The organism is Rhizobium sp. CG4 (assembly GCF_023701965.1).
Classification (GTDB): Bacteria; Pseudomonadota; Alphaproteobacteria; order Rhizobiales; family Rhizobiaceae; genus Agrobacterium.
Window position 1 is genome coordinate 295815 of sequence record NZ_JABAEG010000003.1, and the last position, 12416, is coordinate 308230.

The 12416-nt window shown below is 53.8% G+C and carries 11 protein-coding genes and 3 tRNA genes; 4 read left to right on the plus strand and 10 right to left on the minus strand.

The genetic code is table 11. The annotated features are described in order from the left end of the window. Positions 1-93: 93 nt before the first annotated feature. Positions 94-357, minus strand: coding sequence for a hypothetical protein (locus HGO37_RS11655; protein WP_250983446.1), 264 nt, complete (start codon positions 355-357; stop codon positions 94-96). A 154-nt stretch (positions 358-511) separates the two neighbouring features. Here HGO37_RS11655 and HGO37_RS11660 point away from each other — a divergent pair. Then, positions 512-586: transfer RNA gene (locus HGO37_RS11660), tRNA-Thr, on the plus strand. A 141-nt stretch (positions 587-727) separates the two neighbouring features. On the opposite strand, the gene HGO37_RS11665 is transcribed toward HGO37_RS11660, so the two are convergent. Continuing rightward, positions 728-1900 carry a hypothetical protein gene (locus tag HGO37_RS11665; protein WP_250983447.1) on the minus strand — a complete coding sequence of 391 codons (1173 nt, stop codon included), beginning with the start codon at positions 1898-1900 and terminating at the stop codon, positions 728-730. Between the two features lie 228 nt (positions 1901-2128). On the opposite strand from HGO37_RS11665, the gene HGO37_RS11670 reads away from it, so the two are divergent. Beyond that, positions 2129-3085, plus strand: a complete 957-nt coding sequence (locus tag HGO37_RS11670; RefSeq protein ID WP_250983448.1) for an NAD(P)H-dependent flavin oxidoreductase — start codon at positions 2129-2131, stop codon at positions 3083-3085. Positions 3086-3330: 245 nt separating this feature from the next. Continuing rightward, positions 3331-3406: transfer RNA gene (locus HGO37_RS11675), tRNA-Thr, on the plus strand. A 394-nt stretch (positions 3407-3800) separates the two neighbouring features. On the opposite strand, the gene HGO37_RS11680 is transcribed toward HGO37_RS11675, so the two are convergent. The 8 genes from HGO37_RS11680 to cyoA form a co-directional block, all read right to left on the minus strand. Beyond that, positions 3801-4076 (minus strand): hypothetical protein, encoded by a 276-nt coding sequence (locus HGO37_RS11680; RefSeq protein ID WP_250983449.1) that lies wholly within the window; start codon positions 4074-4076, stop codon positions 3801-3803. Between the two features lie 12 nt (positions 4077-4088). Then, positions 4089-4277 carry a hypothetical protein gene (locus tag HGO37_RS11685; RefSeq protein ID WP_250983450.1) on the minus strand — a complete coding sequence of 63 codons (189 nt, stop codon included), beginning with the start codon at positions 4275-4277 and terminating at the stop codon, positions 4089-4091. 862 nt (positions 4278-5139) lie between these two features. Beyond that, a tRNA-Phe gene (locus tag HGO37_RS11690) sits at positions 5140-5215 on the minus strand. 202 nt (positions 5216-5417) lie between these two features. After that, positions 5418-6197, minus strand: coding sequence for an SURF1 family protein (locus HGO37_RS11695; RefSeq protein ID WP_250983451.1), 780 nt, complete (start codon positions 6195-6197; stop codon positions 5418-5420). A 104-nt stretch (positions 6198-6301) separates the two neighbouring features. Then, positions 6302-6694 carry a cytochrome o ubiquinol oxidase subunit IV gene (cyoD, locus tag HGO37_RS11700; RefSeq protein WP_250983452.1) on the minus strand — a complete coding sequence of 131 codons (393 nt, stop codon included), beginning with the start codon at positions 6692-6694 and terminating at the stop codon, positions 6302-6304. Beyond that, entirely contained in the window at positions 6694-7320 is a 627-nt protein-coding gene (gene cyoC, locus HGO37_RS11705; RefSeq protein WP_250983453.1) for a cytochrome o ubiquinol oxidase subunit III, read from the minus strand. Before cyoC ends, cyoD begins: the two co-directional genes overlap by 1 nt. A 4-nt stretch (positions 7321-7324) precedes the next feature. Then, positions 7325-9328 (minus strand): cytochrome o ubiquinol oxidase subunit I, encoded by a 2004-nt coding sequence (cyoB, locus tag HGO37_RS11710; protein ID WP_250983454.1) that lies wholly within the window; start codon positions 9326-9328, stop codon positions 7325-7327. A gap of 70 nt (positions 9329-9398) precedes the next feature. Further along, positions 9399-10466, minus strand: a complete 1068-nt coding sequence (gene cyoA, locus HGO37_RS11715; RefSeq protein WP_192487819.1) for a ubiquinol oxidase subunit II — start codon at positions 10464-10466, stop codon at positions 9399-9401. A gap of 311 nt (positions 10467-10777) precedes the next feature. Here cyoA and HGO37_RS11720 point away from each other — a divergent pair, with 311 nt between their 5' ends. Then, complete coding sequence (locus HGO37_RS11720) at positions 10778-12073, plus strand: MFS transporter (protein ID WP_250983455.1); 1296 nt, start codon at positions 10778-10780, stop codon at positions 12071-12073. The last annotated feature ends 343 nt before the right edge of the window (positions 12074-12416 follow it).

Genomic DNA, 12416 nt, shown 5'->3' on the forward strand with positions numbered 1-12416 from the left:
GGCTTTGCGCCCGCCTTTCTCGTGCCTTTGTGAAGGATTGGTGTCCTTAGACGAAATCCTGCAGCGTTGCAATTTTGGCAGTCAGATTTCTTGTCAGCACGATTCGTCCGTTTTTGCGGCAGGCAAACCGATTGTTTCATCTTCTGCACCGGAACGTCGTGCCCGGGCCTGATGTTTGCGCCGTTGCAGGTTCTCACGCAGCTTTTGTGCCGCCCGCGCCCTGCGCTGCTCCTCACGTTCTTTCACCTGATCTTTGCGGTCGCCCTTTTTCGCAATTTTTTGCTCAAGGGTATCTGCTGTGTCATCAGCGGCGGAGGAAATGGGCTCGAGCCCTTGTTTTGTGGTGTCTTCAGTCATGTTTCGACATTATCGGAAAAATCCTCAAATCCATAGAGCCGGCTATTTTTTGCACCACTATGTGAATAACTATCAAATTGCTGCTTGCGCTCGGGAAAAACCTATGGCAATAGGCGCCACGCTTGAAGTGTCGAGACCAAGTCAGACACCAGATGCTGCTATAGCTCAGGGGTAGAGCACTCCCTTGGTAAGGGAGAGGCCGAGAGTTCAAATCTCTCTAGCAGCACCATTTACCTACTTAAAATAACTTATGATTTTCCGTTTAACCGGAATTCGGTTTATTGCGTTAAATCACGCGTTTTTGCGTTCGCTGAGAGAGGCGCAGTCGCCCCTCACGTCAAAGCTAATCTTTTCAGTATGTGGAAAAGCCTTATTGGCCCGGCAGAATGCGCACCGAATAAATATTGATCGGCAGGCCGTTGCCATCGATATCGCTGTTGATCAGCAACTGGCCGGGAGAGTTCGGCACGAGTGACCGTTCAAACGTTGCGCGGAACAGCAGGTCAGCCTTTTCAGGCGTCGCCGTGAAGCGGTGGCGTGAGCAATCACCCAGGCTTGAGAAATCACAGCTGATGGCTACCTGCGTCTGGCGATCGGTCGAGGATTGCAGCGTCACCGCAATCGTTGAGGATTTGCCAGCCATTTCCTGCAGTACATTGACGGGCACTTCAATGCTGATGTTGCCCTGTTCCGACGGCGTTCTGGACGTGATGCGGCTGGCTACACCTGCGGCCGTAGCAATCTGCTCGATGCTGGCGTTGGACCCGGCCTTCATGCCCTGTCCGCGCTTGTCGGCATGGTAGATTTCGACCCAGTCGTCAGAAAAACCACGTGCCGGATCAAAAGCAGGCGTAGGGGCGTTGCCCTGAAAATCTTCCGATTCGACCTGCGCTGGTGGGTTCGGCACGCTGGTGTCGCGCTCCGCTTCGCTGAGCAGCAGCCCGGAGGAATACACCCACCATGCCCCCATGCCGATAAAGGCAAGGGTAACAGAGGTCAGCAGAAGACGTGCAAAAAAGCCGCGTCGTTTTCTAGGGCGGACTGCACGTTCTGGCTTGAAGGCCAGCGAGCCGCCTTCAGATGGCGCTGTGCGCTGTTGCGCTGGTTCAGCTGCGTAAACATCGCGGGATGGCGCTTCAGGCTGCGGATAGTGCCTGTCGTGATCATCAAGGCTAGGTGCCTCGTCATAATCATCCACCGGAGCGGAGCGCATTTCTGGCTCAACGGATTCCGTGAAGGTTGGTGCGGTTTTCTGCGCGGAGACGGCTGGCGCGACGGCAGGGGCAGCCGGTGATGGGGGCCTGACCATATGCGACTCGATCTTGTCGAGCAGCCTGTCGCGTTCCTGGGTTTCTATCTCGCGGATCAGTGTTTCCAAACGGTGTCGTTGCTGGGCAATGACCTCTGGGTCATTTATGCCTTGCTTACGCATGCCCGCTTCGAGGGCCTGACGTGATGACTGGTAAATGCGCGCGCGAACCTCAGGATTTGCCCGGTCCGATTTCTCAAGCGCATTGCGAATTGCCGTTTCCAGTCCGCTCACAAAGGGTCCTTTTTTGACGTCACAGTTGATTCTTTTGCAATCGCTACCGTCAGATTTTGGCAATCACAAGCTTCAAGCTAATCAAATGCATCATTGATCCCGGGAAAACAAGCACTCTGGCCTTTGGATGGTCGCGCAAAACACTTAAGCCATCAATGATTTTGACTTGTGTGGCACGTTCACTCTTATATTATTGACGTGTGCGTAAACGTAAGTTGGAGGAAACGAATGCTGCCAGAAGTGCTGAAAAACAATGTGAGGCTGCCTGTCGTGGCATCGCCGCTGTTCATTATTTCGCACCCGCAGTTGACGCTGGCGCAATGCAAGGCCGGTGTCATTGGCGCGTTTCCCGCTTTGAATGCCCGCCCGGAAAGCCAGCTGGATGAGTGGCTGGCCCAGCTGACAGAAGAACTCGCTGCACATAATGCGGCGCATCCGGAACGCCCGGCCGCGCCATTTGCCGTGAACCAGATTGTGCATACGTCCAACAAGCGCCTTGAGCATGATCTTGGGCTCTGTGTGAAATATAAGGTGCCGGTGGTGATTTCATCGCTGGGCGCGGTTCCAGAGGTCAATGCCGCCATTCATTCTTATGGTGGCATTGTCCTGCATGACATTATCAACAATCGCCACGCGCAGTCTGCCATTCGCAAGGGGGCGGACGGCTTGATTGCCGTGGCAACCGGCGCCGGTGGTCACGCGGGAACGCTGTCACCCTTCGCCTTGGTTCAGGAAATACGCAGCTGGTTTGATGGCCCACTACTGTTGGCCGGTGCGATTGCCACAGGCGGCGGAATTCTGGCAGCGCAGGCCATGGGCGCAGATATGGCCTATATCGGCACGCCATTCATCGCCACAGAAGAGGCTCGCGCCACGGACGCCTACAAGCAGGCGCTGGTCGAGGCGCGTGCCGGTGATATTGTCTACTCGAACTATTTTACCGGCATTCACGGTAACTACCTCAAATCGTCGATCACGGCAGCCGGGCTTGATCCAGACAATCTGCCCTCGGCCGATCCCTCCAAGATGGATTTTGGCGCTGCCGTCACCGGCGCCAAGGCCTGGAAAGACATTTGGGGTGCTGGGCAGGGCGTTGGTTCGATTGATGGTGTGGGCAGTGTTGCCGCCCTTGTTGACCGGCTGGAGGCTGAATACCACGAGGCACGTCAGCGTCTGGCGCTATGAAATCTTGCCGCTTCTGACGGGGTTTATGGTGCTCGAAAAATGCACTCGGAATGTGCCCCAACATTGACGAAGGCATGCTGCCGACTGGCAAATTTGACGTTGCGCAAATGGGGCTTTGCGTCGCTCAAATTGGCGGTGGCATGACAATGGAAAATTGACCTGCGGTTATTTCAGCACTTGAAATCCACCGTCATTATCTGTATCAGCCCCCGCATGATGTTTATCCGTTCACGGATAACGAAAGTGCCGCTTTAGCTCAGTTGGTAGAGCACGTCATTCGTAATGACGGGGTCACGTGTTCGAGTCACGTAAGCGGCACCATTTTTATCATATCAATCAACTTTTTAAATCTGTGTTTGTGCAGCTTTAGTAAGCTGCAGGCGCTATCAAGTGGCGCATGCGGTCACATTGCAACCGTGTTTGATTTGCAAAAGTTGATCGATCGTAATTGCGAAAGCTATGAACCCAACAATCGATTACATCCTTTAGAGGAAGCCAAGGACTTCATTCGAACTTAACATACAGCTTCAAAGCCGGTATCTCATTCGGCAAGTTTCATCGTGTTTCGTATATCTGCGATGATTGGCTCTGTCGCTCTGCTTGGGTGATAGCTTTATGAGGCCGCGCGGCACATATTGCGGCTGCCGAGAGGCAATTGTGTAATTCTGTCGAAAAGGCCCGCCAACGTGAGACGTTAGCGAGCCAAACGCTTAGATTATGACCACGTACGGTTATCGGCCTTGAGCCAATTTGTCGCCGTTGTATTCCTGTTTGCGGCCCAGTGTTTCTTGAGTTCCATCACAAAAAGTACATCGGAGCCGTCAATATGATTGTGCAAGTGATCGCGTATTGCTGCTGCAGATGCAGAGCTGTCAACGAAGTAAGCAGACTTGAGGGCTTTGCAATGGGTGTACTTTTCGATTTCTTTGATGAGAGAACTATAGTCCTGACCAGGCGCATTGAGGTCATACGTCACCATATAAACTGACACGGAGCGCCTCCCTCAATTAGCGTCGTTGATCTGGCGAGCGATATCTTTGCTTCCAGGATGTCGGTGTCCTTTAAGAACCTCGTTCACTCGGCCTTGATTAACGCCAAAAGTGGCAGCAATCACGTGTTGGTATTCGCCTTTCCAGTGGCGAACCCAGATCTGTGCCGCATCTGCTTCGGTAAGTTGATATGACTGTGACATTCATGTTCCTATCATTGGAAAATGGATAGGAAAACTTGACAGGTCGGTATCAGCGCGTAGTGTGCCCTTGTTAACGATAGCGATCCGCAAGTCTTCCTAGCCTTTGCGTTTCGATATAAGAGCCGGGGTCTGCAAACCCCGGCTTTCTTTATCGGCACCGCTTATGCGTGTGCACCACGGATAGAATGAAAATACCGCGAAACAGTCAAGCGATCTTTCTTCGTCGCCATTCGATCCACAAGCAGAAAACCCGGTAAAACCAACGAAGTAGCTAGTTACTATTTTTGAAAATTTCTTTTGAATCAGCTACTTGCGAGCTTTGCGTTAAGATATTGTTAATACTATATATTGTGGTTTGATGGCCTTAAAATCCACAGGGAAAATCGCTCAAATTCGCTCTTTGCTTGCAAACGGCTGTGATGTCTGAGTCGATTCTCGTGGATTGGCGCCGCTGAGTCGGCGGCGGTTGAGGTGTGGCTCCCTTGTTTCCGGTCACTTATACGGCGCAACTGCTCGTCTTCAAAAGTGGGTCGCCAATATAGCTGGTTGGTCATTTTACCCTGTTGATGGCCTTTTGCGGCAACTCGAGGCTTAACTTTAAGCTCAAAAGTCTACGGTGCGCTGTGGCAACCATTCTCGCGGAATTGGCAAGGATCCTGGGGCTATTACGCTCGCCCTCGGCAACGCCATGGAAACCATGGCAAAACACTATTCCCGCCGCGCCGATCGATCCAAGCAAGCACAAAGTGTAGCGGTGGATTTTGAGGCGGAAGTGAACAAACGAAAAACCAAAGTTGTCAAACTCGTTTCAAGCCTAAAGAGGCATACGATGATAAAAGATAATGATATTAAGGAAAAGAAGTGGTGCCCGAACGCGGATTTGAACCACGGACACGCGGATTTTCAATCCGCTGCTCTACCAACTGAGCTATTCGGGCACTTTACCTCGTATGAGGCTCGACCTTTTCAGGTCACCGAGAGTTTTGCTCTCCCGAAAGTGAGCGGGGTTATAACATCTTGTTCGGCCATGTCCAGCGCCTGAAAGCATTTTTTTTGAGGAATTTCACGGTTAAAAAAAATGATCGCTGATTAGCCGCCAAAGTTTTCGCTAGTCCCGTGATAAATATGGGCTTTCCGTTCTCAATCTTCCACAGGTGGCTTACGGCGGGTGTTCATATTCCGGCGCACATACCATGTTGCAACCGCAACCATCAGCGCAAGGACATACCAGGTGATAGCGTAGGAGAGGTGGCTGTTGGGAAATTTCAACTGTGTCAGGCCGCCGATCGGCACGCCGCCATCATTCGGGGTGGCGTCGGCATCAACATAAAATGGCGCAGTGTCGCTCAGCCCATTCGCGGCAGCGATCTCTTCAATATTGCGCGAATACCAGCGGGCATTCGCGGGATCATTCGTGCGCAGGAAAAGTCCGCCATGTTCCGGTGCACGCATCAGGCCAACCACCGTCGCAGAACCGGTTATCTGGCCCTGCTGGCGCGTTTCGGCCAAGCGTTTGTCCGTTGGCACAAAACCGCGGTTGATGATGACTGTGGAGCCATCCTCGAGCCGCAGTGGCGTCAAGATCCAGTAGCCTGGGCCATAATCGGTAACCGTATAGACAGCCGCTTCCTTGTCATTCTGGAACTCACCAGAAAGCTGAACGCGGCGATATTCATAATCTTCGGGCTTCAGAGCCGTCCATTCAGCGCGTGCGGGTGGTGCAACAGGCTCGGCATGCACACGCGCATTGATGCGCTCAATCAGATCCAGCTTCCAGCCAAGCCGCTGCACCTGCCATGTACCGAGTGTCACCAGTGCAGCGATCAGGCAGGCTGACAGCGTATAGAGAATGGCAATAGCCAGACGTGAAGGGCCGGTACGGTGCGCAGCTGGCGTGGAATGGGGTGTCGGGGTGGTCATGGGGATCTTTCCTGCCTGTTCCGGCCCTGCACTCAATGTCCGTGCCGGAAAGAAAAACGCCGTGCATTCGGGTGAATGCACGGCGCTGACATTGCCCTGAAAGATCAGGGCAAGTTTCGCATTTGCTCGATTGTCATTGTCGGCATCATGTTCTTGTTCATGTTGTACATGACCCAGAGCGAGCCGATCAGCGTGATCATCACCACAACAACGGTGAAAATCAGCGCCATGAAGGTCCAGCCGCCTTCAGACTTCGTGTTCATATGCAGGAAGTAGATCATATGAACGAAAATCTGGATGACGCCGAGGCCCATGATCAGCAGAACGGTGAAGGTCTTGTTATCAAGAACGTCGCCCATAACCAGCCAGAACGGAACAGCTGTCAGAAGAACCGACAGGATGAAGCCGATCATATAGGACTTGAAGCTGCCGTGATCTGCGCCATCGTGATGGTCGTGTTCATGATCATCGTGGTGTGCGTGTGTTTCGGAACCCATCACAGAACTCCCATCAGATATACGAAGGAAAATACGCCGATCCAGACCACGTCAAGGAAGTGCCAGAACATCGACAGGCACATCAGACGACGCTTGTTGGCCTGGATAAGGCCGTGCTTGCCAACCTGGAACATCAGTGTGACCAGCCAGATGATACCGAAGGTCACGTGCAGACCGTGTGTACCAACCAGCGCGAAGAACGCCGAGAGGAACGCGGAGCGCTGCGGTGTCGCACCTTCGTGGATCAGGTGGTAGAACTCATAAAGTTCAACGCATAGGAAGGCGAGGCCGAACACGCCGGTAATGCCGAGCCATATCAACGTCGTCTTGATATTCTTCTTTTCCGATTCCAGCATGGCAAAGCCATAGGTGATCGAGGAAAGAAGCAGGAACGCCGTGTTGATGGCAACCAGCTTGAGGTCGAAAAGGTCTGCACCGGAAGGACCGGCCGCATAACTGCGGCCGAGCACGGCATAGGTTGCAAACAGGGTTGCGAAGATGAGGCAGTCGCTCATCAGGTAGAGCCAGAAACCCAGCGATGTGCCGTTTTCCGGGTGGTGGTCTTCCTTCAGGTAAAAGACCGGCGCTTCGCCTGTATCGGCGGTTGGTGCGTGTGTCTGGGCCATTCTGTTACGCCTGTTCTGCGAGCAGCTTGGTGCGCTCCGCTTCTACTTTGGTCACGTCCGAAGCCGGAATGTAGTAGTCGCGATTGTAGTTGAAGGTATGAGCGATGGAGACGCCGATGATGGCAAGCAATGATAGCGCAGCCAACCACCAGATATGCCACACCAGAGCAAAGCCAAGTGCAATGCTGATGGCGCTGAGAATGACGCCCGTACCGGTGTTCTTCGGCATGTGAATGGGAATGAACCCTTCCACAGGACGTTCTGCACCGCGCTTCTTCATGTCGGCCCAAGCATCGACTTCATGCACGACAGGCGTGAAAGCGAAGTTATAGGCCGGTGGCGGAGAAGACGTCGACCATTCCAGCGTACGACCGTTGAAGGGGTCGCCGGTCACGTCGCGCAACTGGTCACGCTTCAGGAAGCTTACGAAGAGCTGGATCAGGAAGCATGCAATACCGAGTGCGATAAGGAACGCACCGAATGCGGCAATGATGAACCAGATCTGCAGCGACGTGTCTTCGAACTGGCTGAGGCGGCGGGTAACGCCCATCAGGCCGAGAACGTAGAGCGGCATAAAGGCGAAGTAGAAGCCGACAAACCAGAACCAGAAAGACAGTTTGCCCCAAAACGGATCAAGGCGGTAACCGAATGCCTTCGGGAACCAGTAGACGATGCCGGCGAGAACGCCGAACAGCACGCCGCCGATGATCACGTTGTGGAAGTGGGCGATCAGGAACAGCGAGTTGTGCAGCACGAAGTCTGCTGGAGGAACGGCAAGAAGAACGCCGGTCATGCCGCCGATGACGAAGGTGATCATGAAACCGATGGTCCACAGCATGGGAACATCGAAATTGATGCGGCCCTTATACATGGTGAACAGCCAGTTGAAGATCTTGGCACCCGTGGGGATGGAGATAATCATCGTCGTTATGCCGAAGAAGGCATTGACGCTGGCGCCGGATCCCATGGTGAAGAAGTGGTGCAGCCAAACGATATAGGCCAGAATGGTGATCACCACCGACGCGTAAACCATCGAAGCGTAACCAAAGAGACGCTTGCGCGAGAAGGTCGAGACGATTTCGGAGAAAACGCCGAAGGCAGGCAGGATCAGAATGTAGACTTCCGGGTGGCCCCAGATCCAGATGAGGTTGACGTACATCATCGGGTTTCCGCCGAGATCGTTGGTGAAGAAGTTCGTACCAACGTAACGGTCAAGCGTCAGCAGGGCGATCGTTCCGGTCAGGATCGGGAACGAGGCCACGATCAGGATGTTGGAACACAGCGATGTCCAGACGAAGATCGGCAGGCGCATCATGGTCATGCCCGGTGCGCGCATCTTGATGATGGTGACGATCAGGTTGATACCTGACAGCGTCGTTCCCACACCGGCGATCTGTAGACCCCAGATGTAATAATCCACGCCAACGCCGGGACTGCCCTCAATGCCGGAAAGCGGCGGATAGGCCAGCCAGCCTGTCTGTGCATATTCACCGATGAACAACGAGATCATGGTGATGATAGCGCCAGCTGTCGTCATCCAGAACGAGAAGTTGTTGAGGAAGGGGAAAGAAACGTCACGCGCACCGATTTGCAAGGGAATGACGAAGTTCATCAGACCTGTAATCATCGGCATTGCCACGAACAAGATCATGATCACGCCGTGTGCCGTGAAGATCTGGTCATAGTGGTGCGGGTTGAGATAACCTTCGGATCCGCCTGAAGCGATGGCCTGCTGGATGCGCATCATGATGGCGTCGGCAAAGCCGCGCAGCAGCATCACGAGGGCCAGAATGATGTACATGATACCGATCTTCTTGTGATCGATACTGGTAAACCATTCTTTCCACAGGTAGCCCCAAACGCGGAAATAGGTGAGAATACCGAGAAGTGCCGCGCCACCGAGGGCAACAGCCGCGAAAGTTACAACGAGAATTGGCTCGTGGAGCGGGATGGACTCCCACGTCAGCTTCCCGAAAAGGAAGGACGTTTGATCGGAATTGACGACCATTTTAGCCTCTTGCGATTCAAAACAAATGTCGGCGCGGGGGTTCCGCGCCGTTGAAAGTCAGTGATGCCAGTCAGCCGGCAACCGGTTTGCTTTCCGGCAGGGCAGCCTTGATGTCAGGCAGAGCAGCAGGAACGAATGTCTGGCCTTCGATAGCCGCCGGCGTGGACTGCGAACCGGATGCCATGCCGTAAGGCGAAAGCGGGGTGCAGATCACGGAGTTCAGCGCCTTGGCGATATCGATGCCTTCCTTGCCGCCGCCGCCATTGGCGTCGATGTGCATCATGTCACGCATGCAAAGCTTGTTCGGCTCTACGCAGCGGTTGAGGATTGCGTCATACAGCTGTGGGTCGACACTGGCGAAATACTCGACAGGATTACGCTCGCTCGGTTTGGCGAATTCGAGGTATTCCATACGGCCAAAGCCCTTGCCGCCGTCCTTGACCTTGGCAACCCACTGGTCGAAGCCTTCATTGCTCAGACCGTGGAACTTGAAGCGCATGTGCGAAAAGCCAGGGCCGGAGAAGTTCGCCGAGAAGCCGTCATAAACGCCTTCCTTGTTGATGACTGCGTGCAGCTTGGTCTGCATGCCGCCCATGGCGTAAATCTGGCCAGCCAGTGCAGGCACGTAGAACGAGTTCATCGCCGTGGTGCCGGTAATCTTGAAGTTGATCGGAACATCGATCGGAGCAGCAAATTCATTGACGCTGCCAATGCCCAGTTCCGGGTAGAAGAACAGCCACTTCCAGTCCATGGCCACAACCTCGACCGTCAGGGTCTTGGTTTCGGCTGTCACAGGACGGTCCGCATCAATGCGGTCGATCGGGCGGTACGGATCCAGACGGTGGGTTGCGATCCACGTCACGGTTCCCAACATGAGAATGATGGCAACGGGCGCAGACCAGATCACCATTTCAAGGCGCGTGGAGTGGTGCCACTCTGGATCGTAATCTTCAGCCTTCGCCGATTCACGGTACTTCCACGCAAAGAACAGCGTCAATGCAAGAACCGGAACGATGATGAGCAGCATCAACACTGTTGAGGTGATGATGAGATCACGTTGCTGGATGGCAATGTCCCCGGAAGGGTTCATAACCACGAGATCGCAGCCGCTGAGCAGCAGCAACGACGAAAATGCCATGAAGGCAGAAGAAAATTTCTTGATCGTGGGCACGTTCTTAAAACTCGTACTGTTTCAATTGTACCGCGAATAATTGCCAAACGTCATTATTGTAATGAGGTATTTTGTCGCGGTGCAGCGGGATCGCCGCAGCGCAACAGCCACGGCATGGCTGGGTGCATTATCTCATAGAAGGCTCTTGGAGCAAGTCCTTCCTGCAATCTTCATTTGACGGCTGTGCGCAGACTATGTGACAATCCGCCGCAGGTAACGCAACGGAAGAGGAGCCAGCGCGTTACCCAACATGGTGCGCCATACGCAGGAGGAATAAAATGAGTTATATCAATAGTTCGCAGACCTATCCTGAAACACCTGCGACAGTCGATCCGGACCGCATCACCATCGCGGTCATTCTGGCAAGAATGACAGAGTTTTTTGACTTTTTTGTCTACGCAATCGCATCGGCATTGGTTTTTCCCTACGTCTTCTTCTCATATGCAGATCCGCTGACAGCAACTCTTTATTCCTTCGCGGTCTTTTCACTGGCCTTTATTGCCCGCCCCATCGGCTCAATGATCTCGCTGCAGATCGACAGAAAGTTTGGGCGTGCGGCGAAATTGACCGTCGCATTGTTTACACTCTGTGGTTCCACCATGGCGATCAGCTTCCTGCCGTCCTTTGCGGACGCCGGCATGATGGCGCCAGTCCTGCTCGCCGTGTTCCGTATAGGGCAGGGACTTGGTCTGGGTGGTGCATGGGACGGCCTCACCTCGCTTCTGGCGATGAACGCACCTGCGAAACAACGTGGCTGGTATGCCATGATGCCGCAGATCGGTGCGGCTATGGGTTTTGGTCTGGCAAGCGCCTTCTTCATCGTTTTCTTCACTCAGCTGTCACATGCTGAATTCCTGGCATGGGGCTGGCGTTTCCCGTTCTTCGTGGCATTGGCACTTAATGTGCTGGCGCTGTTTGCCCGTCTTCGCATGATTGTGACTCCGGAATTTCAGGCCATGGTGCAAAGCCATGAGCTGGAACCCAGGCCGGTTTTTGAAATGCTGCGGTCGCAGTCACGCATCGTTCTGACCGGTGCCTTCGTTCCGCTGGCCAGTTTTGCACTGTTCCATCTGGTCACCGTGTTCCCGCTCAGCTGGGTCACGCTCAACACCAACCAGAAGATTTCAGACTTCCTGTTCGTACAGTTCGTTAGCGCCATCATCTGTGGTGGCATGATTGTCGTGTCCGGCGTACTGGCTGACAAATTCGGCCGTCGCAAACTGCTCGGCGCGGCTGCTGTTCTGATCGCGCTCTTCAGTCTCGTCACACCGCTGCTGCTTAACTCGGGCGATATTGGCCGTTACCTGTTCGTGTTGATCGGCTTTTCGCTGCTGGGTCTGTCCTTCGGTCAGGCAAGCGGTGCGCTTGCTTCGCGTTTCAGCCGTGAATACCGCTATACCGGTGCGTCTCTGACATCGGATATCTCATGGCTCATCGGTGCCGGTTTCGCACCACTGGTGGCTCTTGGGTTCTCGTCAGAATTTGGTCTCATAGCGGCCGGACTTTATTTGCTCTCCGGCGCAGTCGCGACGCTTATTGCCCTTGCATTCAGCACGACACTCGATGCGACCTGATTGATTTTTAGCAACAAACTAACCTGATTAACCTGGAAGCCGTGAAATTCGTAAAGGATTTCACGGCGTTTCGTATTTTTATTGCGCGGACGTTAATTAATCTTGATTTCTGAAATCAACATAGATATGTAAGTCATGCTGACATAAATTGGCGCGATGTTCGTGTCGACAGCACAGTTTGGCGCGGGTCATGAAATACTTTTCGACCATAAAATCGATGAAAGTGGCGATTGCCGGCACCGCGGTGCCAGCCAATACGCGCACGTCGATTATTCGCGCCGCGAAACGCCGATAACAGAAATCTGAAAAGGAGCAGTCAGGTCACCTGCGGCTCCGCCTGCGG

Excerpts from the sequence above, each read along its gene's own strand:
- HGO37_RS11655 (WP_250983446.1), bottom strand. The coding sequence starts at position 357 with ATGACTGAAGACACCACAAAACAAGGGCTCGAGCCCATTTCCTCCGCC.
- HGO37_RS11670 (WP_250983448.1), top strand. The coding sequence starts at position 2,129 with ATGCTGCCAGAAGTGCTGAAAAACAATGTGAGGCTGCCTGTCGTGGCA.
- HGO37_RS11685 (WP_250983450.1), bottom strand. The coding sequence starts at position 4,277 with ATGTCACAGTCATATCAACTTACCGAAGCAGATGCGGCACAGATCTGG.
- HGO37_RS11695 (WP_250983451.1), bottom strand. The coding sequence starts at position 6,197 with ATGACCACCCCGACACCCCATTCCACGCCAGCTGCGCACCGTACCGGC.
- cyoD (WP_250983452.1), bottom strand. The coding sequence starts at position 6,694 with ATGGGTTCCGAAACACACGCACACCACGATGATCATGAACACGACCAT.
- cyoC (WP_250983453.1), bottom strand. The coding sequence starts at position 7,320 with ATGGCCCAGACACACGCACCAACCGCCGATACAGGCGAAGCGCCGGTC.
- cyoB (WP_250983454.1), bottom strand. The coding sequence starts at position 9,328 with ATGGTCGTCAATTCCGATCAAACGTCCTTCCTTTTCGGGAAGCTGACG.
- cyoA (WP_192487819.1), bottom strand. The coding sequence starts at position 10,466 with ATGGCATTTTCGTCGTTGCTGCTGCTCAGCGGCTGCGATCTCGTGGTT.
- HGO37_RS11720 (WP_250983455.1), top strand. The coding sequence starts at position 10,778 with ATGAGTTATATCAATAGTTCGCAGACCTATCCTGAAACACCTGCGACA.